Raw genomic sequence first — 25,360 nt, 5'->3', positions numbered from 1 at the left:
ACATGAAGGCGGCGTTCGCGTCGGCTTGAGCAGGCGCCATGCGTGATGAAACGGCGGGTGCGCGATGCGCCCGCCGTTTCCCTTCCTGTCATGATCGGCGTGACCGCGCGCAGCTGGCGGACGCGCTATAGTCGTGCGACGCCCGCTTTGGACACTGCACGTCCGGCGGCCCATGTACGCACGCCTTCATACCATGACCGCGCACCCCGCCGTTTCCCTGCAACTGACCGACACCGAACAACCGGCCGCACGCGACCTCATCAGCCGCAAGCTCGGCGAATTCAACCATGCGATGACGGGGCGAGCCGATGCGGCGGCGCTCGACGTCTACGTGACCGATCCCGCGACCGGCGAGGTGCTGGGCGGCCTCACCGGCCGGACGTCGCTCGGGCTCTTCTTCATCGACCTGTTCTACCTGCCGGAATCGCTGCGCGGCGGTGGCTTCGGCAGCAGGCTGCTGCGCGAGGCCGAAGCCGAGGCGAAGCGGCGCGGGTGCGCCCGCGCGGTGCTCTACACGATTACGTTCCAGGCGCCGGATTTCTACCGGAAGCACGGTTACGAGGCGTTCGGCGAGGTGCCGTGCGAGCCGGAAGGGACGGCGCGCGTGTTCATGGTCAAGACCCTTTGAGCGCGCCGGCCTGACGTCACCGCTTCGGCGTCGCGCGTCAGGACACCGGCCGCACCGATTCCGGGTCGACCGTCCGGCTCTTCGCGCGCTGCCCGTCGCGCAAGTCCTTGTACCAGAAGAGGGCGACTTCCCCGTCGTTCGCGCCGTCGGCATACAGGAAGCGGTCGTGTCCGCCCACGACGAAGCCGGCGCGGGCGTACGTACAGCAGGCCGCGACGTTGTTCGCCTGCGTTTCCAGTCGCATGAAGCCGAACCCGCGGCTGCGCGCCCACGCTTCCGCGGCCGCCAGCAGGAACTGGCCGATGCCTTGCCGTCGGCACGCACGTTCGACCGCGAGTTCCGCGATCTCGGCCATCCCGTTCCAGCTTTCCGTGATCGCGACGAATCCCGCGAGGCGTCCGCCCGCGGTCGCCCGAAACAGCGCGGTGCCGCCGGACGCCTCGCGTGCCCAGCCGGCCGGGTCGAAGCCGTAGTCCTTGCGCCGCACGGGCAGCGCGCGCAAATCGAGCAAATCCTGGTACGGCGCATTCAGCTCCCATGCGATCTCGAACGAAAAGTCGCATCCGTTCAGTTCGTCGGCGGGCAGGTCGATCGCCTGTTCGATGCTGATGTGCTCGGTTTGGTCCATGTGTCGGTATCCTGTCTTCAGCGGGATTGTCTTGTATTCCCCCGGGGCGCGCGCCGCCGCCATGCGGCGAGCCGGAACGCACCCGCTCCTGTTTTGAATTGCTGCGCCCGCACAATGCTTACCCCCGAGGCGCCATGCAACGCCTGATTATGCGGGATATCGGCGCGGACCCCGCCGCGCGTCGGCTGTCGCCATCGGATTGACGTTTGTCGCACGCGCTGCGCGCGCCTGTGGACGAAAGGCGACAGGAACCCGAATAACTGTTTACCGCTTGATGACAACTCGATATATTCCGCAGGATATATCGAAGGTCGTGACGCCGACAGGCGCCACGCAGTCCACCGCTCCACGACAGCCGGAAGAGATTCTGGCCGGCATCGCCGGAGCCAGGCGTCGCGATCGCATGTGCAACCGATGCGCACGCGCAGCGGCGCTGCAAGTCGAGCGACTGCCCTCGCGGCATGCCGCTTCAGCAAGACCACACCGGCATCGTTCCCGAACATCGTGCACCCGCGCATGAGGCGTGCGCGCGTCCGGCCGATCCGGCGCGGCTTGCGTCCGTTCGTCATCGTGTTTTTCGTCAACACGCCGCGCGTCATGCAGCGATGCAGGCGCGTGCGTCCACAACAACAGGAAGCAGCATGAAGAAGACCATCGCGGCCGCGGCCGCACTCGGGATGTTCGGCGCCGCGCACGCGCAAAGCAGCGTCACGCTTTACGGGCTGATAGATGCGGGTATCACGTACTCGAACAAGGTGGCGACGTCGTCGGGGCACGACAAGCTCGTCAAGTACGGTGACGGCGTCGCATCCGGCAGCCGCTGGGGCATTCGCGGCACAGAAGATCTCGGCGGTGGGCTCAAGGCGCTGTTCGTGCTGGAAAACGGCTTCAGCAGCGGCGACGGCACGCTCGGCCAGGGTGGCGCGCTGTTCGGCCGCCAGGCGTTCGTCGGCCTGTCGAAGAACAGTGTCGGCTCGCTGACGTTCGGTCGCCAGTACTCGTTCTCGACCGACTACATCGGCGGCAACTACACGATGGGCAGCCAGACGCCGGCCGGCAATTACGCGTATCACATCAACGATCTCGACCAGCTGACGTCGAGCCGCATCAACAATGCGGTGAAGTTTCAGAGCGCGAATTTCGCGGGCCTGACGTTCGGTGCGATGTACGGCTTCTCGAACTCGACGCAGTTCGCCGGCACGCCGACGACGACCGGTGCGAACGGCGCGCAGGGCGCGTCGAGCGCGTACAGCTTCGGCGCGAACTATGCGCAAGGGCCGTTCGGCATCGGCGCCGCGTACACCAACATCCGCTTCCCGAACGGCGCATCGCCCGCGTTCGGCGTGAGCATTGCGAACATCAACACGCTCGGGTTGCGCGACCTCGAAACGTTCGGCATCGGCGCACGCTATGCGATCGCGGCGGGCCTCGTGTGGGCGAACTGGACGCATACGAAGTTCGAACCGCTGTCGGGCGAATCGTCGAAGCTGAACAACTATGAGATCGGCGGCCGCTATGCGTTCACGCCGGCGCTGAGCGCGGGCCTCGGCTACACGTTCTCGAAGCTCGACGACCGCTTCGAAGGCAAGTGGCACCAGGTCAACGCGGCCGTCGACTATGCGCTGTCGAAGCGCACGGACGTGTACGTGAGCACGGCGTACCAGAAGGCGTCGGGCAGCAATACCGTCAACGGCCGCGTGGTGCCGGTGCAGGCCGAGATCGGTTCGTCGCCGTCGTTCATCGGCAGCGCGGGCGCGAACACGCAGTTCGTCACGCGCATCGGCGTGCGTCACAAGTTCTGAGCGACGGGCAGCACGGGCGTTGCCGCAGCGGGCGACGTCCGGAGAGCGGGCGCTCCTTGCGAGCGCCCGTTGCGCTGTGAAGAATGACGCAACCAGCCGACGCGTCGGCGCGGAACGCGATATATTCGTCTGTACATATCGAAACGACAATCGACTGTACCGACCCACATTCACCAGCACGGGAGCAGCATGTTGAATTCGACGCAGCGGGAAGCCGTCGGCGAAGCGTTTTCGCTCGACGCGATGCAGCACGCAAGGACCATGACGTGGCAGGCCGTCGACGCGATCGCCGCCGGCATTCGGCCCGGCATGCGGGAATCGGAGGCCAACGCGCTGGGCTTGAGCGTGCTCAAGGCGCTCGGGATGGACCGCATCTGGCATCCGGTAATCGTCCGTTTCGGGGAAAACACCCTGCGCACGTTCAAGGAGCGCTCGGTAGCCGACCCGCTACTCGCCGACGACGACATCTTCTTCATCGACCTCGGCGCCGTCTGGGCCAGGCACGAGGGCGACGCGGGCGCGACCTTCGTCCGTGGCGACGATCCGGACATGCATGCCTGTGCGCGGGCCGCGCGCGTCATTTACGACGAAGTCGAGCGCCACTGGCGCACCACCGGATGCGCGGGCATCGCGCTGTACGAATTCGCGGCGCAACGCGCCGATGCGCACGGCTTCCGGCTGAACGTCGACATCAAGGGCCATCGCGTCAGCGATTTCCCGCACGCGATCTACAAGGCCGGCAATCTCGGCGACTTCGACGGCGCGCCGGCCGCCGGGTTGTGGATCCTGGAAATCCAGATCGCGCACCCGACGCGACCGTTCGGCGCGTTCTACGAGGATCTGCTCGTCTGAGGCCGAGGCTTGGCCTGAGCAAGAAACAAGGCGACGCGCGCCGTGAACGCGCGTCGCCAGTCCGTCATCAGATGCTGATCGCGACAGGGCCTGCCAACGGCGTGTAGCCGTCGTCGAACAGGAACCACGCATCGTACTGGCCCGACCCCAGCGCGCTGTTCGCCGTCGACGAGAACAGCAGCGAGCCCGTGCTCTTCGGCAGATAGGCCCACGACTTGTAGCCGCCCTTGGTCGGCTGCGCACCGCGTGCGTAGATGCCGACCCAGTTCTTCGGGCTGTGGCGCCAGGGCGGCACGACATAGTCGAACCGCAGCGTGCCGTACGACGATCCCTGCGACGCAAGCACGGGCACGAATTTCCCGTTCGTATTGCCGATCGCCGAATCGGTCAGCAGCGTGCCCGCTTGCGCCTGCACGCAGCCGGCCACGCGGCGCAGGAAATTCGGATCGTTGGCGTCGCGGATGCTCGCGTCGTACCAGCCGGCGTCGCCGTACCACGTGACGGCCTGAGTCGCGCCGGCCGGTACGCTGACCGACTGCGCCGGATTCATCCCGTACGCGTTGTCGACGAGCTGGAACGTCGTCGCGCTCGACCCTGCCGAGTTGTCGAGCGTGATCTGCACGTTGCCGTTCTGCACGTCGTAGCAGAGGCTCACTTCGGCCGACGAACCCGTATTCCCCGACGCGCCGATGGTGCCGCGCAACGTCTGCAGGAAGCCGTTCGGGCCGTAGACCGAATAGTCGTAGCCGCCGGCCGGATTCAGCGCGAGCGAATCGGACAGGTTCCTGCATGCGTTCACGCCGGCGGCGATCGTGTATTGCCGCGGGATCGTGCTGGTGCCGTCGACCCACGCCTGCAGATGCACGCCGGCCGTGCCGGTATTGGTCATCGTCAGCGCGAGCATCCTGGCGGACCGGTCGACCTTGCCCTGCACGAAGAACTCGTACGGCAGCCGGCAGGCGGCGTTGCGGCCGGTCGCCTGGGCCGGTACCGCGGTGGTGGTGGCCGGCGGGATGATGACCGTCCAGCCGTTCGGGTTCATGTTGCTGGCCGGACCCGGGATCGCCGGAACCGTCTGGTCGGGGCTCGTGAAGTCGAACGCCGACGTGAGATCGCCGCACACCGTGCGCCGCCACGGCGTGATGTTCGTCTCCTGCAGCCCGAACCGCGACTCCAGGAAGCGGATCACCGAGGTGTGATCGAACACCTGCGAATTGACCTTGCCGCCTTTCGACCATGGCGAGATCACGAACATCGGCACGCGCGGGCCGAGGCCGATCGGCACGTCGCCGCTGGCCGAGCCATCGGACGCCGCACCGTTGCTGGCGACGAATTCGGCCGCGGTCGAGACCGTCGACTGGCCGGTGCCCGCGGACGCGCTCGGCGGCACGGCCGGCGGCACGTGGTCGAACAGGCCGTCGTTCTCGTCGTACATCACGAGCAGCACCGTGCTGGCCCATACCTTCGGATTCGACGTCAGTACGTTGAGGACGTTGCTCACATACCATTCGCCGCCGCTCGCGGCCCACGACGGATGCTCGCAATATGCGTAGGGCGCGGCGATCCACGAGACCTGCGGCAGCGTGTCGTTCGCGACGTCAGCCTGCAACTGGCTGAAAAGGCGCGTGTCGTATTCGCTGCCACCGCCGGTCGGGTCGATCTGCGTGCCGTTGAGCGCCGGCGCGAGCGGATCATCCGCGCCGAGGTTCTGATACTGCCTGAAGTTGAGAATGACGTTGTCGCCGTAATTGCCGTTCCACCAGAGATCCTTGCTGGAGCCGTTGTATTCGCCGTGGCCGTGGCCGGCATCCAGCCCGTTGCCCTTGTCCTGGTAGAACTTCCACGTGACGCCGGCCGCGTTCAGCCGTTCCGGCATCGTGGTCCAGCCGGTGCCGGTCATCGTGTTCGTCGTGTACGGCGCATAGCCGGGCACGTTGCCGCAGCAACCGGTCCACAGATACAGGCGGTTCGGGTCGGTCGGGCCGAGCATCGAGCAGTGGTAGCTGTCGCACACGGTGAATGCGCTCGCCAGCGCGTAATAGAACGGGATGTCGTTCTGCGTGAAGTAGTACATCGTGCCGCTCGTCTTCGCGCCGGCCCAGTTGTCGTAGCAGCCGTTGTTCCAGGCGCTGTGCGTGCCGTTCCAGCTGTGGTCGAGGTCGCCGTAATAGGTGTCGCCGTTCGCGGTGCCGGCCGGCGGCGACGGGTTGAACGGGAACACGTAGGACAGCAGCCACGGCTGGCGCCAGACCGGATACCCGCTCGAAATCACGACCGGGCGCGGATCGCCGAAGCCGCGCGCGCTGTGCAGCGTGCCGAGGTAGTGGTCGAACGAGCGGTTTTCCTGCATCAGGATCACGACGTGCTTCACGTCCTGAATCGTGCCGGTGACGGTGGCGGCCGGAATCGACTGCGCGCGCAGGATGCTTTCGGGCAGCATGCCGGTGACCGCGGTGGCGCCCGCGAGCTTCAGCGCATCGGCCAGGAACTGACGTCGTGTCGTGGGTTTTTTTTGCATGATCGCTCTCAGTCATGAATTGCCGGTCGGGCTGGCCGGACGCCGCGGTGCGTCGTGCGCGGCGCGTTGCGCGGGCAGCCATCCCGACATGGGCGTGCGCCCGTCAGTGGCACGCGGTGGCGCAGTGCAGGACCGGCGCGGCGGCCGGGCCCGATGCCGATGCGCGGTTCGCGGCGACGTTGCCGGCGGAGCCGGAATCGCCATCGCCGCAACCGGCCAGCGTGCAGAGGAGTGCGATCATGACAACGCCGCGCCAGTGCGGAAAACGGCGTTCCATACCGGCCGGCGGAGCGGGGTTGTCATGACTCGATTCGAGTCGGATTCCTGACTGATTGAGACACGTCGTTCCGGTTCCTGCTTTCATTACCCCTCCAGAAATGAAATGAACGGCGGAGCATATCGCCCGAATCAGAACAACTTCATGACAGGCCATCCACGTGTGCTGGCGACGTGCGACAGTCGTGCATCGGGATTGGTGGCGACCGGATGCGTGACGTAGTCCAGCAACGGCACGTCGTTGATCGAATCGCTGTAGAAGTAGGTCCGCTCGAAATCCGACGGCGTATAGCCGAGCGAATCAAGCCATGCGTTCGTGCGCACGACTTTCCCTTCGCGAAAACTCGGCACGCCGGTGCTGCGCCCGGTAAATTGCCCACCAGGCGTGCCGTCGTCGGTATCGAGCTCGATACCGAGTAGATGCTCGACTCCAAACTCGGCGGCGATCGGTCCCGTCACGAACACGTTGGTCGCGGTGACGATGCAGCAGAGATCGCCGTTCTCGCGATGGCGATCGACCAGTTCGCGCGCCTGCGGCGTGATCGCCGGCCGGATCACCTCATCCATGAACCGCGCGTGCCAGCGTTCGAGCTGTACCCGCGGATAGCGGGTAAGCGGCGCCAGCGTGACGGCGAGATACGCGTCCATGTCGAGCGTGCCGGCTGCATAGTGGCCGTAGTGTTCGTCGATCAGCGCCGCGTGCGCGTCGTCTTCCAGCGAGCCGACCCGGGTGATGAAGCGGCCCCAGGCCTGGTCGCTGTCGAGCGGCAGCAGCGTGTGATCGAGGTCGAACAGCGCGAGATTCTTGTGCATGGTCAAGTCCTTGTATTGCGTGCCTGCTTGCGTGCCTGCTTACGCGCCGATCAGCTTGTCGATCGCGTCCTTCGCGTTCTTCCCGTCGATGGTGGTGACGCCGTCGAGCCACTTCGACAGCACGCCCGGGTTCTTCTTCGCCCACGCCTTCGCGACCGCGACCGGATCCGCGTGGTTCATGATCGGCAGCATCAGCTGGTTCTCTTCGTCGGTCGTGAATTTCAGGTTGGTCAGCAGCCGGCCGACGTTCGGGCAGCGTTCGAGATAGCCGGGCGTGACGAGCGTGTAGACCTTCGCCGACCCATAGTTCGGGCCGAACACGGTGTCGCCGCCTTCCAGGTAAGCAATCTTGTAGTCGATGTTCATCGGATGCGGCTCCCACGCGAGGAACACGATCATTCGATGTTCCTGCACGGCGCGCGTGACCTGGACCAGCATCCCGGCCTCGCTCGATTCGACGAGCTTGAAGCCGCCGAGCCCGAACTCGTTCTTGTCGATCATTCGCTGGATCAGCGCGTTGCCGTTGTTGCCGGCGCCGATCCCGTAGATCTTGCCGTCGAGCTGGTCGCGGAACTTCGCAATGTCGGAGAAGCTCTTGAGGCCCTTGTCCGCGACGTATTGCGGCACGGCCAGCGTGTAGCGCGCGCCGACCAGGTTCGGCTGCGGCAGCAGGTGCACGGCGCCGGCGTCCACGAACGGCTTCACCGTCGGCGTCATGCTCGGATCCCAGTAGCCGAGGAACGCATCGATCTGCGCCTTCTTCACGCCGGCCAGCACGATCGGCGGCGACGCGATCGTCTTGCTGGCTTCGTAGCCGAGCCCGTCGAGCAGCATCATCGCGACGCCGGTGGTGGCCGCGATGTCGCTCCAGCCGACATCGCCGAGCGTCACCTTTTTGCAGACGTCGCCTTCGGTTGCGTGAACGGGCGCCGTCGCGATCGACGCGAGCAGCGTTGCGGCCAGCATCCATGCCTTCTTCATCATGTTGGTCTCCTAAGCAAGTGTTCCGGATCGGTTGCGTGAATGGTCCGACGATCGATCGTATTGATCGGATGAAACGAACGAACTTGGGTCTGGCTGTGTGGTTTTTCGTAACGTATATTAGAACGCACAAAATCGCAAGTTCGCACAAAAATACAACCTGCGACGTGTGCAAATCGTCGGCTAATCGAAAGCAGGCGAGGTCGGGCGGCGGTCCGGGCGGGCCGCGTTTCATCAAGTTGGGTAACGGAAGGAGACTTCGCATGATCAGTCAGATGGAAATCATTTCCCGTCTGTTGCTGGCCGCATTGCTCGGCAGCATCATCGGCATCGAGCGCGAGCGGCTGTCGTGGGCGGCCGGGTTGCGCACGCACATGCTGGTGGCCGTCGGCGCGGCGCTCGTGATGGTCGTGTCCGCATTCGGCTTCGCGGACATCCAGAACGCGAAGAACGTGTCGCTCGATCCGTCGCGGGTCGCCGCGCAGGTCGTGTCGGGCATCGGCTTTCTCGGTGCCGGCTCGATCATGCTGCGCGGCGAGATCATCCGCGGGCTGACGACGGCGGCGAGCCTGTGGGTGGTGGCGGCGGTCGGGCTCGCGGTGGGCGGCGGCATGTACGTCGCCGCGATCGCCGCGACGGCGATCGTGCTGACGATCCTTGCCGGCCTGAAGCCGATCGAGAAGCGCTTGTTCGCCGCGCGGCAGCGCTGGGGCGTGCGCATCCTCGCGAGCCGGGGCGCGGTGAAACTGACGTCGCTGCAGGCGATGCCGGGGATCGACCACGCGCGCATCGTTCAGTTCGTCATCGAGCAGGACGACACGACGCCGGACGACGACCGGATCCACGTGGTGTTCTCGAAGATGACGAGCCGCGAATTCCAGGCGGTCCGTCAATCCCTGCAGACCCTCGCCGGCATCAAAAAGATGGAGGAGAGCGCCGCGTAGTCGCGGTTCGAATACCATTGACGTTCATTTCCGAGGACATTTCATGTGGCAAGAAGAGCGATATCAGAGGATCCGGCTTCTGTTATCGAAGATGCAGCGCGTCTCCACCGACCGGATCATGGCCGACCTGAACGTGTCGCGGGAAACCGTGCGCCGCGATCTCGTCGATCTTGAGGCGCTGGGGGAACTGAAGCGCGTGCACGGCGGCGCGGTGCAGGTGGGCGACGAAGCGCCGATCGCCGAGCGCGCGCAGACGCACGTGAAGGCGAAACTCGCGATCGCACGCGCCGCGGCCCGGCTGGTCACGGGCTCGCAGACGCTGTTCATCGACGCGGGCACGACCACCACGCTGCTGGCCGAGGAACTGGCGAAGCTGTCCGGCCTCACGATCGTCACGAACTCGATCGACGTCGCGCTGAAGATGCGTTCGAGCGACCCGGGGCAGGCGAAGAACGAAACGATCCTGCTCGGCGGGATGATCGGCAGCCGCGCGGCCGCGACGGTCGGCGACGGCACGATCGCCGAGATCTTCCGCTACCGCGCCGATGTCGCGCTGCTGTCGCCGGTGGGGGTCGATCACGTGCGGGGCGCGACGAACTACGACCGGATGGAAGCGGAAGTCGCGCGCGCGATGGTGACGAATGCGGCGGACGTCGCGATCCTGGCCGACTTCAGCAAGCTCGGCACGAACAGCCGGATCGGCTTTTGCGAACCCGCGCGGATCGGCACGCTCGTGACGGACCAGAAGGCGGAATCGGTCGACAGCTACAAGAGCATCAAGCAAGTCATCAAGCACATCGTGCTGTCGTGACGCCAGCCGGCGCGCCGGACGTGATCCGGCGCCGTTATCCCGCGCATGCGGCCTGCCTTCTGTCTCGCGGCCGTTTCCCGGCGTAATATATCGATCGATACAACGAAGGCGCGCGTCAGGCGGGCCGGCATGGAGGCGGGCGATGGGGATGGCAGACACGACAGCGCCTTCGGCGCATCAGGTGGCAGCAGGCTCGATCGCGCTGGCGGGCGCATTCGAGCGACCGATGACGGTGACGCTCGACGACTTGCGCCGGCACGCGTGCGTGAGTGCCGAATCGTTCGACCTGCGCTGCTTCACGACGAACCGCTTCATCCGCTCGGTCGAGCCGTATCGCGGCGCGCGGCTGAAGGACCTGATCGACGCGGCCGGGCTGCGCAACGACATGCCAGGCGACTTCAAGCGGATGGTGTTCATTGCGTATGCGCACGACGGTTACGCAGTCACGTTCTCGTGGCATGAACTGTTCAACACGCCGATCGGCGAGCGCGTGATCGTCGCGTTCGAATGCGGCGACGCACCGCTGTCGATCGACGACGGCGCGCCGTTGCTGTTCTCCGGCGCGGACGTGCTGCCCGCGCCGCGTCACGTGAAGCGGCTGGCGGGGATCGTTGCGCGCGTGCTCGAGATCTGAGCCGGCGCCGCGCCATCGATCGTGTATGCTTGCCCGCATCGTTCAACCGGCAGAAAACATGAAGACTTCGGCACACCCCAAGCCAGAGGTGCGGTTCAGGATGCGCATCCAGCAGGCCGACACGATCGCGCTCGGGCCGGGCAAGGTCGCGCTGCTTGAGGCCGTGCGCGAGCACGGATCGATTTCGGCGGCGGCGCGCAGCCTGGAAATGTCGTACCGGCGCGCGTGGCTGCTGATGGACGAGCTGAACCGGTCGCTGAAGTCGCCCGCGACGATTTCCGAACACGGCGGTCAGAGCGGCGGCGGCAGCGTGCTCACGCCCGTCGGCGAGGAGATCATCCGGCTCTATCGCGAGATCGAGGCGCGCGCTTACGCGGCCTGCGCGAACGAGATCACCGCGCTCACGAAAATGGTGCGTCGCTGACGGCAGGGTTGCGGCGGCGCGTGGCCTGACCTAACCGTGCCGCAAGCAGAAGCGCGGCGGGTCGCCCGCCGGCGTATCCCGCGGCATGACGTCGCGCGCATGCGCATCGAGCCGCCCGATCAGTTCGACGAAGCTGGCGACGCTCGCAGTCCGCAGCCGGTAGTACGCGATCTGGTGACGTTCGCACATGCGCTTGAGCAGGTTCACCGAATCGTGGTCGATGCAGTCGACCGGGAACACCACCATGTTCGCGCCCGGCAACGCGGCGGCCAGCAGGCCCTTGCGGTCCTCGATGCCGCCGTCGTGCAGCGTCAATTCACCGCCTGCCGTTTCGACGATGCGCCGGATCGCCCGGGTCGAGCCCGGCCGCCCGCCGACATAGACGACGCGCTTGTGCTGCAGCATCGACAGTGAATCGGCAGCCGCATCGGCCGGATCGTCGGTCGACGCCTGCACCGCCTGTTCGATCGCGCTCGCTTCGGCGCGCAGTGTCTTCACCATCGCCATCAGGTCGTCGAGCCGCGCGCGCATTGCGCGGGCGCTTGCCTGTTCGGCTGCGATCCGCTGTTCCGCCGCCTCGCGGCGGCTCGTGTGCAGCGCCAGGCGTTCATCGCGCGCGGCCAGCGCGTCGCGCAGTTCCCGCACTTCGTCGTGCAATGCGCTTTCAGCGCTTGTCGGCTGCGCGTTCTGGCGTGCATGACACGCATCGCGTTCGTGCAGCGCCGCATCGCGCTGCGCGCTCATCTCGTGCAGGCGCGCCTGCTGCCGTTCGAGCTTCGCCTGCAGCGCGGCATTCTCTTCCTCGAGCGCAACCAGCCGGCGGATATCCGCGCGATTGGCCGCGCCGACCAGGTGCGACAGCATGTGCAGGTCGCCGAACGCGGCCTGGCGGACGGCCATCGTCGTGCGCGGATGCGTCATCAGCGCCCAGTACGCGGGCGGAATCTCGCCGCTTTTGAGCGCGTCCTGCCACAGCGCGAGGAGTGCGTCCGCGTCCTTGGCTTGGTCGAATGCGCGGATCGCGCCCGCATAGCGTTCGTCGAGCGCCTTGTGCAGCGCCTTGCCGCCGGCCGTACCCTCGATCGCGAGTTCGACGGCCGCGTGGTGGATGTCCAGGTCGGTCGCGCGCTGGCGGTCGAGATCGGTGTATTTCGGCACGAGCTTGCGCAGTTCATGCGTGGTCAGGCAGGTGCCGATGATCGAGCAGTGCAGGTTCGAATCGAGTTCGGACAGGCGTGCGCGGCGCTTCAGCTCGGCTTGCTGCGCACGCGACGGCGCGCAGCAGGCGTCGATCCGTCCGGCGCCGGCGGGTGAAGGGCCGCCGGACGACGGCAGGCCCGCCGTGCGGGCCAGGCGAAAGGGCGGAGCGTGCATGTGGACCTCGATCCGGGCCCGACGGGCCGGAGACGGATGCGCGAAAGATTGGCGAAATATACCACGGAATATAACGTGCGAAATGCCGGGGAAACGCCCGGTTCGCGGTTCAACCGAGCGCGGCGGATGCGGCGCGCGATGCCGGCGTGTGACGTTCGATCACGTGGTCGACGCACAGCCCGACTAGCAGTACGTCGACGCGCTCCAGTGCGGCGACCGCGTCGCGCATCGCGGCCGGGTCGTTGCTGAACGCGTCGGAGAACACGTCGTCGCGCGTGCGCTCGAGGCCGCGCGCCTGCGCGATCGCGCGTTCGAGGTCGGGCAGGCGCGTGAAGCGCGCCGCGCGCGCGTCGCTTTCGAGCGTCGCCAGCAGGTCGCGCAGGCTCAGCGCGGACAGCGTGTCGTCGGTCGCTGCGGAGAACATCCGGATGAAGCGCATGACGCTGCCGCGCAGGCGCCGGAATGCATCGACGACGTCCGTGACCAGCTGCGCGCGACCGTCGCTCGGCAGCGGCTTGAGCGCGCTGATCTTGCGCGTCAGTGTCAATGTTGGCGTCGGCGGCTGGGCGCGTGCGGTGCGCAGCGGGGCGCGGTCCGTCGGCGTGCGGGGCATGGTGCGTCTCCGGTGGTGCAGATGTCGATATATTCTATGGGATATAACGATGGCGTAGCGAAGACGCTTCGCGGATCTCGATGGATGTCGTTGATCGACTCGTTGCTCTCGCGCGACGCCGCCACCGCTTGCTGCGCGGGAACGCCGCTGCACGACGAAATCGCCGCGCGCGATGCCGGCCAGCGTCGACTGGCGATGGGCCGGGTGACGGAGGCCATTGCCGCGTGCCATGGCGACGGGCCTGGTGGCCGGCAAAATTCACGCGCATGGGATCGTTGCGGCAGGATAGCGGCGCGCCGGATTGCTCATATCAAATCGACGCCGCTCGATTGCTCGCGAACCCTATATGTGCCGCCCCGCGGTTCGACTATGCTGAATTGTTTGCGGCCCGTACTCCGCGCCGCAACGCGGCGAACCGGCGATGGCGGGAGGGTGCGATGAGCGAGCAGGACAACGTGCAACTGGTGCAGCAGGCATACGCGGCGTTTGGCAGGGCCGATATCGAAGGCATTCTGCAGACGCTTTCCGACAGCATCGACTGGTTCATACCGGGGCCGGCCGACGTCGTTCCGTTCGTCGGCAGAAGACAGGGGCGGCAGGAGGTCGCGGCGTTCTTCACGGCGCTGGCGTCGACGCAGACCGCGGAACGGTTCGAGCCGCTCGAGTTCATCGCCAGCGGCAATCGGGTCGTCGTGCTCGGCACGCAGCGCTGGCGTGTCCATTCGACCGGGCGCACCTACGAGGACGACTGGGTGCACGTGGCCACGATCGAAGGCGGAAAGATCGCGACGTTTGCCGAGTATCACGATACCGCGGCCGAAGCGGCCGCACATCGACAGTGACGGCATCGCGCGCGCCGGGCCGCCGAGGAAAACACGGTAGAACAGGTAAGGCCGTATCTTGCGGCGCCGGCATCCGGCGCGGCGATTCCAGCCCGCGGTACCAGTGCCCGAAGTGGCCTCACATGAAGCCCGGATTCCGCGGAGATGGCATCTCCAGTCGCCCCAGTCTGGCGTCGACATCGACACCATGGGAAGCGTGAATCGCATGCTTCGGCTGGCCGTGATCGCCATCCCTTTCTGACGGAACGCAGACAGGCCCCTCCACCTTCCCCGGCATGCCGCAAGAACCAAAAAAAGGCGACGCCGCCCCACCGGGCACGGCGCCGCCAACGGCCTGAACGGCCGCCCTGGTCAACCGATCGCGCGTATCGCGTGGCGCAGTTCCTGGTAGCTGCGCAGGCCGGTCACGCCGAGTTCGCGGCCGATCCCGCTGAGTCCGAAGCCGCCCCAGCACACGTGCGGGTAGGTGAGCTGTGGCGCGTTGATCCACACGAGCCCGGCCCGCACGCGCGCCTGGAACTGCTTCGCGACATCCGCGTCGCGCGTCACGACGGTCGCGACCAGCCCGTAGCGGGTGTCGTTCGCGAGCGCGATCGCCTCGTCGTCGGTGCGGAACGACTTCACGCACGCGACCGGGCCGAACACCTCGTCGGTCCACAGCAGGTTGTCGGCGGCCGGCTCCGCGACCACGACGGGCGCCATGAAGAAGCCGTCGCCGCCCGCATCGGCGACGCGGCCGCTGAACGCGACGCGCGCGCCCGCCGCGATCCCTTGCTCGAGCATTGCCGCGACGCGCGTGCGTTGCGCGGCCGAGATCATCGGCCCCATCGCGACCTGTTCGGTATGCGGCGGCGCGACGACGAGCGCGCGCACGGCCGTTTCGAACGCGGCCATGAAGCTGCGGTAGACGCTGTCGTGCACGAGGATGCGCGCGGTGGCCGAGCACATCTGGCCCGCGTTCGTGAACGCGCCGGCGATCGCGAGCGACACCGCGACGTCGAGATCGGCGTCGTCGCGCACGATCAGCGACGACTTGCCGCCGAGCTCGAGCGTCACGCGCTTCATGTCCTCGGCCGCGGCCTGCATGACCTTGCGCCCGGCAGCCGTGCTGCCGGTAAACGAGATCTTGTCGATCAGCGGATGCGCGGTCAGCGCCGCGCCGACCTCGGCGCCGCCGTTCACGACGTTGACGACGCCGTCCGGCACGCCGGCTTCGGCGATCAGGTCGAAGAGCGCGTGCTCGGTCGGCGACGTCAGTTCGCATGGCTTCAGCACGACCGTGCAGCCGGCCGCGAGCGCGGGCGCGAGCTTCCACGCGGTCGTCACCATCGGGAAGTTCCACGGCATGATCAGCGCGGCGACGCCGACCGCGTCGTAGAAGCGTTCGGCCACGACGGCGTCGCTCGGCAGCGCGACGGGCTCGGCCGCGAACAGCGCTGCGTCGTCGCACAGCTGCGCGTAATACGCGAACGTCGCGGCGACGTCGCCGACGTCGGCGTCGGCCTCGAACGGTGGCTTGCCGCTCACCTGCATCTGCAGCGCGGCAAGGCGCTCGCGTTCGGCTTCGACGCGTTCGGCGATCTTCGCGAGCAGGCGGCCGCGTTCGGCGGGCGGCGTGCGTTGCCAGCCGGCGAGTGCGTCGCGCGCGGCACGCACCGCAGCGTCGACGTGCGCGGGCGTCGCGAATTCCTGCCAGCCGATCGTCTCGCCGGTCGAGGCGTTGAAGATCGGCGCGCCGGCTTCATCGGAATGCGTGCGCACGGGCTGGCCGGCGATGCGCGCGGCGGGCAGCACGAGCGTCGCGGCGGAAGGGGAAAGCTCAGCGGTGGACATGGTGTTTTCCTGTCGATCGGGTTAGCGGTAGGCGACGCCCGGCATCACACAGAGCATCTCGAATGCGAGGTTCGCGCCGACGAGCGCGGTGGTGCCGGTCGGATCGTACGGCGGCGACACTTCGACGAGATCCGCGCCGACGATGTTCAGCCCCTTCATCCCGCGAATGATCTCGAGACCCTGCTGCACCGACAGGCCGCCGATTTCCGGCGTGCCGGTGCCGGGCGCGAACGACGGGTCGAGGCCATCGATGTCGAAGCTCAGGTAGACCGGCGTGTCGCCGATGCGTTCGCGCACCTGCGCCATCAGCGGCGCGAGCGACTTGTTCCAGCATGCTTCCGCCTGCACGACCGTGAAGCCCTGCTGGCGGCACCAGTCGAAATCGTCCGCGTGGTAGCCGGTGCCGCGCAGGCCGATCTGCGTGACCTTGTCGCATTGCAGCAGGCCGTCTTCCACCGCGCGGCGGAACGGCGTGCCGTGCGCGATCTTCTCGCCGAACATCGTGTCGTTCACGTCCGCGTGCGCGTCGACGTGCACCACGGCGACCTTGCCGTATTTTTTATGCAGCGCGCGCAGGATCGGCCACGCGATCGTGTGGTCGCCGCCGAGCGTGATCGGCCGGCAGCCGTTCGCGACGATCTCGTCGTACGCTTCCTCGATGCGGCGCACCGAATCCTTCAGGTCGTAAGGGTTGGTCGCGACGTCACCGATATCGGCGACCTGCAGCGAATCGAACGGCGCTGCGCGCGTGGCCATGTTGTACGGGCGCAGCAGCACGGATTCGGTGCGGATCTGGCGCGGGCCGAAGCGCGAACCCGAGCGGTTCGACGTGCCGAGGTCGAGCGGCACGCCGACGAAACACACGTCGAGCCCGTCGGTCGTGTCGGCCTGCGGCAGGCGCATCATCGTGGCGATGCCGCCAAAACGCGGCATCTCGTTGCCGCCCATCGGTTGGTTCAGTTCGCGGTGCATGGGGCCGTCTCCTCTTTCTGGTGAAAAACGATCGGCCGATGGTAGAGGAGAACGCGGGCGCGAAGATTTTGAAGTCGCAACGTTTACATCGACGGGTCTCGATGCGAGTGGTGCCGCCGCATCGACACGGCGCAACCGTCAGCGGCGGTGGTCAGCGAACGATCAGCGTGACGGCGCGGGCGGCGCGTCGTCGTTATCGTGCGCCGCAGCCGCACGGAACGCCGGTGCGGCCGAACCCCATGCGGCGAGCTCGCGCTTCGTGCGCACGCCGAGCTTCGCGAACGCGCGCTTCACGTACGACTCGGCCGATGCGACCCGCACGTCGAGGATGTCGGCGGTTTCCGGCACGGTCTTGCCGGAGATCAGGTGCTTGCAGGTTTCGTATTCGCGCTTCGACAGCTTCACGCCGTCGGCCGCGATCCGCGCATCGAACTGCGCGAGCGGATGCACTTCGGGCGTCGGGTGTGCGACGCGCCGCGCGGCGGTGGTCGACGCGTGCAGTTCGAGCAGCGGGAACAGCACGTCGCTGATGCTGCGAAAGCGGTTCATCTCGGCGAGCGTGAACGGCGGTCGGTCGCGGCCGCGTTCCAGCGCGATCGAATGCTGCGCATAGCGGGTGCCGCGCGCGAGCACGCATTCGTGGCCGATATGCACGTCGTCGAACAGCCGCTGGCGGAATTCGCCGGGCGGAATCGCCGCGATGTCGCGCACGACCAGCATCGTGCCCGTCTTGCCGCGCAGCCCCGCGAACAGCGGGTCGCTGTCGAGAAAGCGCTCGTAGTAGAGCGTCATCACGTCGGAGATTTCGTTGGATTCGGTGCCGATGCCGCTGCTGCCGATCCATTCGCAGCGGTAGCCGGTGGGCATCGTGCCGTCGACGCGCGAGCGTTCGACGTGCGCGACGTCGAGCGGCACCACTTCATTCAGCAATTGCGTGAGACGCGGCACGAAGTGCGGCGTGCCGACCGTCTCGATCAGCTCGCCCAGCGCCTTGAACGACACGTTGAAGCGGTCGTTGTCGCGGTGGAAGGGGTTCACGTTGAGCAGCATGCGGTTCCCCGGTGAAAAGCGGGCGCATTGTAGCGTCGGCAACGAAAAACGTCATTAGGGGGAAATACCGGCAGGTGTCCTTGCGACCTGCCCGGCCCCGGAAAACACGGTTTGTCCCCCCCGGAGGGGGGCATACCGGGGCAGTGTAAATGAGTAACTTTGTCTCTGCTTTTTCAATCAAGAGACGAAAGATTCCGATGACCAAACTGATCAAGGACATCCTGCCGCTGGGCGCAGGCGTGGGCGAATTCACGAAGCTCGACTTCGGCATGGACGAAAGCGACTGGCGCGCGGCCGAAGGCAAGAGCGGCAACTACCTCATCGGCTGGTGGGAAGGCAAAGTCGGCTCGGTGGAGTTTCCGGAAACGGCGGCCGACGAAGCGGTGTGGCTCGTCGAGGGCCGGATCGCGCTGACCGACGTCGAAGGCAACCGCAAGGAATTCACGCCGGGCCAGGGTTACCTGTTGCCGGCCGGCTTCGCGGGCCGCTGGGAGACGATCGAGGACGCGAAGAAGTTCTACGTGCTGCTCGAGAAGTCGTGATGTCCGAAGCCGCCGCCGTGGTTTCGTCGTCCGTGTGACGCGCGCCCGGCGGCGGTTTCGTTTTTCGCGTGTGATGGGTGGGATCATGGAAATGGAAGTCAACGAAGCAAAACAGACCGCGCCGATGCAGGCGCACGCGCTGCGTGGCGCGCCGGTCGCGCTGGGCGTCGAGGCGGCGCTCGCGAACACGAAGCTGTTCCCGTACTGGCTCGACAACCCGACCGCGCCGGCCACCGAGCCGGAACTCGTCGGCGACGTGACGGCCGACCTGCTGATCGTCGGCGGCGGCTTCACGGGGCTGTGGTCGGCCGTGCAGGCGAAGGAACAGATGCCGCACCTGAACGTGGTGCTGATTGAGGCCGGCAAGGTCGCGCACGGTGCATCGGGCCGCGCGGGCGGGATCATCTCGACGTCGGTGATGCACGGGCTGCCGAACGCGGTGCGCGTGTTCCCGAACGACATCGCTGAGCTCGAGACATTCGGCCACCACAACCTCGACGGCTTCGAGGAAACGCTGAAGCGCTACGACATCGACGCCGATATCGAGTGGAACGGCGAAATGACGGTGGCGGTCGACCCGGAGCACATCGCGCACCTGAAGGGCGACTACGACCTGCATCGCGAATACGGGCACAACGTCGTGCTGCTCGATCGCGAGGAAACGCTCGAACAACTGAACTCGCCGCTGTTCGCGGGCGCGCTGTGGTCGCGCAACCGCAGCGGCATCGTGCATCCGGCGAAGCTCGCGTGGGGGCTCAAGCGCGCGGCGCTGTCGCTCGGCGTGAAGCTGTACGAGCACACGCCGCTCACGACCGTGACCGACGAAGGCAGCACGGTGTTCGTGAAGACACCGAAGGGCAGCGTGCGCGCGCCGCGTGTGGTGTTCGGCAGCGGCACGGCAAAGGTCGGCATTCCCGACATCAACCGCCGCGTGATGCAGGTGCGCGACCACGTGCTCGCGACCGAGCCGCTCACCGACGAGCAACTCGCGCGGATCGGCTGGAAGAATCGCCAGGGCGTGTACGACACGCGCACGCAACTCAACTATTTCCGGCTGACGAAGAACAACAACATCATCTTCGGCGGCCTCGTCAGCTATCACTTCGACGGCGATCCGGAGCCGCATCAGGACGGCCAGCGCGAGACCTACTACCGGCTCGCCGAAGCGTTCTACCGCACCTTCCCGCAACTGAGCGACGTGCGCTTCTCACATGCGTGGGGCGGCCCGATCGACTATTGCTCGCGTGGCTCGGTGTTCGCGAAGCGCTATCTCGGCGACAAGGCCGTGTTCGTCGCCGGCTATACGGGCTTCGGCGTCGCGGCGAGCCGGTTCGGCGCGTTCATGGGGCTGAACATCCTGTTCGATCGCGACAGCCCGGAGCGCAAGCTCGACATCGCGAACCAGAGCCCGAGCTACATCCCGCCCGAGCCGATGCGCTGGGTCGCCGCGAAGATCACGTTCCATGCGTTCGACGGCGCGGATGCCGAAGGCGGCTGGAAGCGCGCGTGGATCAGCGGCCTCAAGGCGATGGGCTTCCCGATGTAAGCGACGCGGCGGCGCGGGTCCGGCCGCCGCCATACCCAACTCCCCTGAGGAGACGGTCCGCGCCGCGGACACGGAGAGAGACACCGAATGAACGTTGTGAATCTGCAGGATGAAGCGCGACAGGAAAGCGCGCTGTTCGTCGTCGTGATGCTGCTGCTCGGCATCCTCGGGCCGACGGTCTTTCTCGGCCTGCCCGCGATCGTCGGGCAGGTCGAACGCCATTGGGGCTTCGGTGAGGCCGCGCTCGGGCTGTCGAGCTTCATCGAGGTGCTTGGTGAATCGACGGGCACGCTGCTCGTCGCGTTCGTGCTCGGGCGCCAGCCGGTCCGGCTCGTGCTCGCGGGCGCGGTGACGCTCGCGGCCGGCGCGAACCTCGGCACGCTCGCGACGCACGGGCTCGTCGCGTATTCCGCATTGCAGTTCATTGCGGGCGTCGGCTCGGGCGGGCTGAACGGGATCGCGCTGCGCTACCTGTCGTATTCGCGCGCGCCGGAACGCAATCTCGGGGTCATGCTGATGGGGCAGGTAACGTGGAGCATGGTGCTGCTTGCGTACATTTTCCCGATGTTGAGCGGCACATGGGGCGCGCACGGCGTGTTCGGCTTCGTCGCATGCGTGCTCGGCATGTTCGTGCTCGCGACGCCGCTGTTTCGCCGCGGCGAAACGATGGCCGCGCCGACGCCGGCCGGTGTCGCCGGCCGCATCGACCGCAAGGGCGCGATGCTCGTGCTGTGCGCGCAGCTTGCGCTGTACGGCGGTGTCGGCGTCGTGTGGACCTTCCTCGAGAAGATCGGCACCGATGCGGGCCTGAGCGGCAAGTCGGTGTCGCTCGTGCTCGGCGTCGCGAACGTCGCGAGCCTCGTGATCTGCGCGGCGATGCCGAAGCTCGGCGCCGGTGCGGGTCTGCGCCGCTGGGCGCTCGTGAACCTCGGCGGCTGCGCGGTTGCGGCCGTGCTGCTCGCGATGCCGGCATCGGCCGTGACGTTCACGCTCGGCGCGATCGTGTTCATCGGCTGCTGGACCGGCGGCGCGCTGCTGATCTACGCGACGATTCCGCAATACGACCTGGTCGGCAAGTCGGCGGCGCTGTCGCCGGGCTGCGTCGCGCTCGGTTATGGCGTCGGCTCGGTCGCGGGCGGCTCGCTGATCGAGAGCGCGGGCACGCAGTCGGCGCTGATCGCGGCGATCGTGCTGTGCGCGGTGGCGTTCCTTTGCTACCGGCGACTGCGGCCGGCCGTGTTCGGCATGGAGCGCTCGCTCGCGGTGGCACCTGAGTGACAGATGCGGCGCGCGCCGCTGCCGATGGCGGCGCGTGTCCGGTTCGGTTCATCGGCGAAGGCGGCGGGCGGGGCGCGCGAGGCGCGTCGTGCCGGCCGGGCAACGCGCGTACGCGCAGCGGCTTGAAGCATGTTCTCGAATACCTCCGATCTCGATCTCCGGCTCATCCGGGTCTTTCTGGCCGTCGTCGACGCACGCGGCATCACGGCCGCCGAGGCATCGCTCGGCGTGCGGCAGTCGACCATCAGCACGCAGCTGTCGGCGCTCGAGGCGCGCGTCGGCTTCAAGCTGTGCGATCGCGGCCGCGGCGGCTTTCGCCTGACGTCGAAGGGGGAGCGGTTCGCGGCCACCGCGCGCACGCTCGTCGCGGCGACCTCCGAATTCGTCGCGCGCGTGCGCGACATCGACCGCAAGCTGGTCGGCACGTTGTCGATCGGGTTGATCGGCCAGGCGCCGCTCGTTGAGAACGCGCGCGTGGCCGACGCGATCGGCGCGTTCCGCAAGCGCGACCAGGCCGTCACGTTCTCGATGAAGGTCGCGTCGCCGCAGGAGCTCGAGGAAAGCCTCGTCAACAACCAGCTCGATCTTGCGATCGGCTATTTCTGGCATCGCGTGCCGGGCCTGCTCTACACGCCGCTGTTCACCGAGCAGCAGGTGATCTACTGCGGGCGCGGGCATCCGCTGTTCCATGCGTCGCGGCCCGTGACGGCCGACGACCTGCAGCTGCACGACTGGGTGTGGCGCACCTATCCGGTGCCGGAGGAGCAGTATCCGCTGCCGGAGCGGCGCGTGACCGCGAGCGCGGACAGCATCGAGGCCGCGACGATCCTGATCCTGTCGGGCGGCCATCTCGGCTACCTGCCCGCGCATTACGCGGAGCCGTTCGAGCAGCGCGGGCTCGTGAAGGCCGTCGGCCGCACGACGTTCAGCTTCGACGTGCCGCTGCATCTCGCGATGAAGCGCAGCACGAGCGACAAGCCGATCGTCGATGCATTCTGCGAGGACCTGCTACGCGCCTTCAACATCAAGGCGGCCGCGCTGGCCGCGTAAATACGGGCCGCGCGCTCAGCAGTCGACGAGTACCCAGTCGAACAGCTCGCGGCGCGTGCGTACGCCGAGCTTCGCAAACGCGCGCTTCACGTACGACTCGGCCGTCGACAGCTTCACGTCGAGCTGCTGCGCGGCCTCGGGCACCGAGCGCCCGCACAGCATCAGCCGGCAGATCTCGTGTTCGCGGCGCGACAACTGCACGTCCTGCCGTTCGAGGCGTGCGTCGAAGCTCGCCTGCGATTCGACATTCACCGACACCGCCGCCACGCGCCGCGCCGCGCAGGTGCGCGCATGCAGCTCGAACATCGGGAACAGCAGGTCGACCATCTGCCGGAAGTGGAACAGCTCGTCCGTGGTGAACGCGGCGCGCCCGACGGTGCGCGCGAGTCCGAGCGCGTACTGCAGGTGCGCGTTGCCGTGCACGAGCAGGCATTCCTGCCCGATGCCGGGTTCGTCGAAGATCCGCCGGCGGAACTCGCCCTGCGCGATGCCGTCGACATGGCGCTGCACGAGCAGCGTGCCGGCCTTGCCGCGCAGCGGCGCGACCAGCGGGTCGGCCTGGCAATAGTCCTGGTAGTAGACGTCCATCACGCGCAGCGTATCGGCCGCGAAGCGCAGGCTGCCGCTGCCGAGCCATTCGACCACGAAGCCCGACGTGCTGCCCGTGTCCGCGCGCCAGCGTTCGAGGTGCACGGCGTCGGCGTCGATGCTGTCGTTGACGAACTCCGTCACCGCGCCGACGAAATCCGGCGTGCCGACCGCGCGTAACGTCGCGCCGAGCGAGTCGGGGCGCACGCCGATCAGGTAGTGGCCGCGGGCGGCAGGGTCGGGCTGGAGAAGTCGCATGGTCGGGCGAGGGCGGTCAAGGGACAGCGCGACGTTACGCGAACGCCGTGCACGCGTCAGCCGGGAATTCACCGGATCCGCCCCACGGATTTCGTGCGTTGTCCCCAAAACGATGACAAGACCGTGCGTGCGGCGGCCGGAATTCGTCCAAGCCCCGGCGGCGGGGGGGCATACCGGTGCGTATCGTCTGCCTATAGTGAAAGCACTTCGAAAACCTGATGACCAGAAAGGACAGGCCATGCAGATGCAACCGACGCACGCCGCCGCGACGCCGGCGGATTTCGTTCTGACCAACGCGAAGGTCTACACCGTCGACCCGCACAAGCCGTGGGCGCAGGCCGTCGCCGTGCGCGACGGCCGGATCGTCCACGTCGGCGACACGGCGGCCGTGCAGGCGTACGTCGGTGCGCAGACGAAGGTCGTCGATGCGGCCGGCCGGCTCGTGCTGCCGGGTTTCGTCGAATCGCACTGGCACTTCGAGACGACCGCGTTCGCGTTCCAGGCGTTCGTGAACTACGAGGATCCGCAGAAGGTGCTCGGCGCGCTGCGCGCCTACGTCGAATCGCATCCGGACGAGCCCGCGATCACCGGGATGGGCTGGGTGCAGGCGACCATTCCGCCGGCGCTGCTGCGCAAGGAGACGCTCGACGCGATCTGCGCGGATCGCCCCGTGTGCCTGCTGTCGACCGATTTCCATTCGATGTGGGTGAACTCGAAGGCGCTGGAGATCGCCGGCATCGACGCATCGACGCCGCCCGTGCAGGAAGGTGCGAGCTGGTTCGAGAAGGATACGGTGACGGGCGAGCCGACCGGCCTGATCGTCGACGGTGCCGCGTATTCGGTGCTGATGCAGCGGATCAGCGCGGCCGGCCTGCTGCCGACCGGCATCGACCTGTACCTGAAGTCGATTCCGCCGTGGCAGAAGAAGCTGTGCGCGGCCGGCGTGACGACCGTGTTCGATGCGGGCTTCTTCGATCCGAGCGGCGACCAGTCGCTGCTGTACGAGACGCTGCAGACGATGGAGCGCGCGGGTGACCTGAAGCTGCGGGTGGTCGGCAGCGTCGCGGTGATCGGCGAGATCGACGATCCGGTCGGCACGCTCGTCAAATACCGCGAGCAGTACGATTCGCCGCTCGTGAAGGCGCGCGCGCTGAAGCTGTTCCTCGACGGCACCGAGGCGAACCACACCGCCTACCTGCTCGAACCGTACGCGGATCGCCCCGACACCTGCGGCGCGCCGACGATGCCGGCCGACACGTTCAACCGCTACCTGGTCGAAGCCGATCGCGCGAACGCGAACGTGATGGTTCATTGCGTCGGCGACGCGGCCGTGCGGATGGCGCTCGACGGCTTCGACGAAGTCAACCGCTCGAACCCGCCGCGCGACCGGCGCCACGTGATCACGCATGCGTTCCTCACGCATCCGGACGACATCCCGCGCTTCCGCCGCGCGGGCGTGATGGCGAACACGCAGCTGCAGTGGGGCGTGGTCGACGCGTACACCGAGCAGCTGCGCGACCACTACGGCCACGAGCGCTGGAGCAACATGTACAAGTTCCGCACCTTCCTCGACGAAGGCGTGACGGTGTCGATCGGCATGGACGGCCTCGCGTGCCAGTGCCGCTGCCAGCACAAGCCGCTCGAACACATCGAGTCGGGCCATACGCGCCAGCTCGCGGGCGAGCCCGACGCGCCGGTGTTCCCGGACATCGCCGAGCGCCTGAGCATTCCGCAGCTGATCGCCGCGTACACGATCCACGGCGCGTACCAGCTCGGAATGGAGCACGAGGTCGGTTCGCTGACGCCCGGCAAGCGCGCGGATCTGGTCGTGCTCGAGAACGACCTGTTCGAGGTCGGCCAGTACGACATCGGCCGCATCGACGTCGGGCTGACGATGATGGGCGGCCGCATCACGCACGTGGGCGACGATTTCGGCGCGCGCACGGGGATGCAGGCGTCCTGACCGGGCATCGGCTGACGAAGCGGTGACGGAAGCTTTCGGATGGCTTCCGTTTTTCGCGGGTCGGCGCATCCGGCCGGAACCGGATGCGCCGATTGTGCGGCGTGTCCCCCTATTGGCAGGGCAGACCAGCCAATTTCCTC

The 25,360-nt window shown here is 67.1% G+C and carries 24 protein-coding genes; 13 read left to right on the top strand and 11 right to left on the bottom strand.

Annotation, left to right across the window (positions count from 1 at the left end):
• Window positions 1–193: 193 nt before the first annotated feature.
• Window positions 194–628 (top strand): GNAT family N-acetyltransferase, encoded by a 435-nt coding sequence (locus PI86_RS08050; RefSeq protein ID WP_014900453.1) that lies wholly within the window; start codon window positions 194–196, stop codon window positions 626–628.
• Window positions 629–665: 37 nt separating this feature from the next.
• Here PI86_RS08050 and PI86_RS08045 read toward each other — a convergent pair whose 3' ends face one another.
• Window positions 666–1,256, bottom strand: a complete 591-nt coding sequence (locus PI86_RS08045) for a GNAT family N-acetyltransferase (RefSeq protein WP_039320721.1) — start codon at window positions 1,254–1,256, stop codon at window positions 666–668.
• Between the two features lie 641 nt (window positions 1,257–1,897).
• Here PI86_RS08045 and PI86_RS08035 point away from each other — a divergent pair.
• Complete coding sequence (locus PI86_RS08035) at window positions 1,898–3,058, top strand: porin (protein WP_039320718.1); 1,161 nt, start codon at window positions 1,898–1,900, stop codon at window positions 3,056–3,058.
• A gap of 192 nt (window positions 3,059–3,250) precedes the next feature.
• The gene (locus tag PI86_RS08030) at window positions 3,251–3,910 is read left to right on the top strand and encodes a M24 family metallopeptidase (RefSeq protein ID WP_082012175.1); all 660 of its coding nucleotides are present in this window, start codon (window positions 3,251–3,253) and stop codon (window positions 3,908–3,910) included.
• Window positions 3,911–3,977: 67 nt separating this feature from the next.
• Here PI86_RS08030 and PI86_RS08025 read toward each other — a convergent pair whose 3' ends face one another.
• From PI86_RS08025 to PI86_RS08010, 4 genes are all read right to left on the bottom strand, one after another.
• Window positions 3,978–6,428, bottom strand: coding sequence for a phosphocholine-specific phospholipase C (locus PI86_RS08025; protein WP_039320711.1), 2,451 nt, complete (start codon window positions 6,426–6,428; stop codon window positions 3,978–3,980).
• 103 nt (window positions 6,429–6,531) lie between these two features.
• Entirely contained in the window at window positions 6,532–6,792 is a 261-nt protein-coding gene (locus PI86_RS08020; RefSeq protein ID WP_039320709.1) for a hypothetical protein, read from the bottom strand.
• 44 nt (window positions 6,793–6,836) lie between these two features.
• Window positions 6,837–7,517 carry an HAD family hydrolase gene (locus PI86_RS08015; protein ID WP_039320703.1) on the bottom strand — a complete coding sequence of 227 codons (681 nt, stop codon included), beginning with the start codon at window positions 7,515–7,517 and terminating at the stop codon, window positions 6,837–6,839.
• A 39-nt stretch (window positions 7,518–7,556) separates the two neighbouring features.
• Entirely contained in the window at window positions 7,557–8,501 is a 945-nt protein-coding gene (locus tag PI86_RS08010) for a choline ABC transporter substrate-binding protein (protein ID WP_082012173.1), read from the bottom strand.
• A 260-nt stretch (window positions 8,502–8,761) separates the two neighbouring features.
• Between PI86_RS08010 and PI86_RS08005 the strand changes: the two genes are divergently transcribed.
• From PI86_RS08005 to PI86_RS07990, 4 genes are all read left to right on the top strand, one after another.
• Entirely contained in the window at window positions 8,762–9,442 is a 681-nt protein-coding gene (locus tag PI86_RS08005; protein WP_039320700.1) for an MgtC/SapB family protein, read from the top strand.
• A gap of 43 nt (window positions 9,443–9,485) precedes the next feature.
• Window positions 9,486–10,253 (top strand): DeoR/GlpR family DNA-binding transcription regulator, encoded by a 768-nt coding sequence (locus PI86_RS08000; protein WP_039320698.1) that lies wholly within the window; start codon window positions 9,486–9,488, stop codon window positions 10,251–10,253.
• A gap of 142 nt (window positions 10,254–10,395) precedes the next feature.
• A complete protein-coding gene (locus PI86_RS07995; protein ID WP_039320695.1) occupies window positions 10,396–10,887 on the top strand; it encodes a molybdopterin-dependent oxidoreductase in 492 nt (163 codons plus the stop codon).
• 100 nt (window positions 10,888–10,987) lie between these two features.
• Entirely contained in the window at window positions 10,988–11,311 is a 324-nt protein-coding gene (locus tag PI86_RS07990) for a winged helix-turn-helix domain-containing protein (protein ID WP_014900447.1), read from the top strand.
• 30 nt (window positions 11,312–11,341) lie between these two features.
• Here PI86_RS07990 and PI86_RS07985 read toward each other — a convergent pair whose 3' ends face one another.
• Complete coding sequence (locus PI86_RS07985; protein ID WP_039320693.1) at window positions 11,342–12,685, bottom strand: DUF2325 domain-containing protein; 1,344 nt, start codon at window positions 12,683–12,685, stop codon at window positions 11,342–11,344.
• A 109-nt stretch (window positions 12,686–12,794) separates the two neighbouring features.
• The gene (locus PI86_RS07980) at window positions 12,795–13,298 is read right to left on the bottom strand and encodes a hypothetical protein (protein ID WP_039320690.1); all 504 of its coding nucleotides are present in this window, start codon (window positions 13,296–13,298) and stop codon (window positions 12,795–12,797) included.
• Window positions 13,299–13,735: 437 nt separating this feature from the next.
• Between PI86_RS07980 and PI86_RS17915 the strand changes: the two genes are divergently transcribed.
• Window positions 13,736–14,140, top strand: a complete 405-nt coding sequence (locus tag PI86_RS17915; RefSeq protein ID WP_039320686.1) for a nuclear transport factor 2 family protein — start codon at window positions 13,736–13,738, stop codon at window positions 14,138–14,140.
• Between the two features lie 351 nt (window positions 14,141–14,491).
• On the opposite strand, the gene PI86_RS07970 is transcribed toward PI86_RS17915, so the two are convergent.
• The 3 genes from PI86_RS07970 to PI86_RS07960 all read right to left on the bottom strand — a co-directional run bounded on the left by PI86_RS07970 (window position 14,492) and on the right by PI86_RS07960 (window position 17,995).
• The gene (locus PI86_RS07970; RefSeq protein WP_039320684.1) at window positions 14,492–15,973 is read right to left on the bottom strand and encodes an aldehyde dehydrogenase family protein; all 1,482 of its coding nucleotides are present in this window, start codon (window positions 15,971–15,973) and stop codon (window positions 14,492–14,494) included.
• Window positions 15,974–15,994: 21 nt separating this feature from the next.
• Complete coding sequence (gene speB, locus PI86_RS07965) at window positions 15,995–16,945, bottom strand: agmatinase (RefSeq protein ID WP_039320681.1); 951 nt, start codon at window positions 16,943–16,945, stop codon at window positions 15,995–15,997.
• Window positions 16,946–17,107: 162 nt separating this feature from the next.
• The gene (locus PI86_RS07960; protein ID WP_039320678.1) at window positions 17,108–17,995 is read right to left on the bottom strand and encodes a helix-turn-helix transcriptional regulator; all 888 of its coding nucleotides are present in this window, start codon (window positions 17,993–17,995) and stop codon (window positions 17,108–17,110) included.
• Between the two features lie 197 nt (window positions 17,996–18,192).
• Here PI86_RS07960 and PI86_RS07955 point away from each other — a divergent pair, with 197 nt between their 5' ends.
• The 4 genes from PI86_RS07955 to PI86_RS07940 all read left to right on the top strand — a co-directional run bounded on the left by PI86_RS07955 (window position 18,193) and on the right by PI86_RS07940 (window position 22,411).
• Window positions 18,193–18,537: a cupin domain-containing protein gene (locus PI86_RS07955; RefSeq protein WP_014900440.1), complete on the top strand. Its 345-nt coding sequence runs from the start codon at window positions 18,193–18,195 to the stop codon at window positions 18,535–18,537.
• A gap of 85 nt (window positions 18,538–18,622) precedes the next feature.
• On the top strand, window positions 18,623–20,083 hold the full coding sequence (locus PI86_RS07950) for an NAD(P)/FAD-dependent oxidoreductase (protein ID WP_039320675.1): 1,461 nt from the start codon (window positions 18,623–18,625) through the stop codon (window positions 20,081–20,083).
• An 87-nt stretch (window positions 20,084–20,170) separates the two neighbouring features.
• Window positions 20,171–21,361, top strand: a complete 1,191-nt coding sequence (locus PI86_RS07945) for an MFS transporter (RefSeq protein ID WP_039320672.1) — start codon at window positions 20,171–20,173, stop codon at window positions 21,359–21,361.
• 129 nt (window positions 21,362–21,490) lie between these two features.
• Window positions 21,491–22,411, top strand: a complete 921-nt coding sequence (locus tag PI86_RS07940) for a LysR family transcriptional regulator (protein ID WP_039320670.1) — start codon at window positions 21,491–21,493, stop codon at window positions 22,409–22,411.
• 15 nt (window positions 22,412–22,426) lie between these two features.
• Here the strand turns inward: PI86_RS07940 and PI86_RS07935 are convergent, their stop codons facing one another.
• Window positions 22,427–23,257, bottom strand: a complete 831-nt coding sequence (locus PI86_RS07935) for a helix-turn-helix transcriptional regulator (RefSeq protein WP_039320668.1) — start codon at window positions 23,255–23,257, stop codon at window positions 22,427–22,429.
• Between the two features lie 238 nt (window positions 23,258–23,495).
• Between PI86_RS07935 and PI86_RS07930 the strand changes: the two genes are divergently transcribed.
• Window positions 23,496–25,220, top strand: coding sequence for an amidohydrolase (locus tag PI86_RS07930; protein ID WP_039320665.1), 1,725 nt, complete (start codon window positions 23,496–23,498; stop codon window positions 25,218–25,220).
• Window positions 25,221–25,360 lie beyond the last annotated feature (140 nt).

Source organism: Burkholderia sp. A9 (genome assembly GCF_000801975.1).
This window is presented reverse-complemented; position numbering and strand designations above follow the sequence as displayed.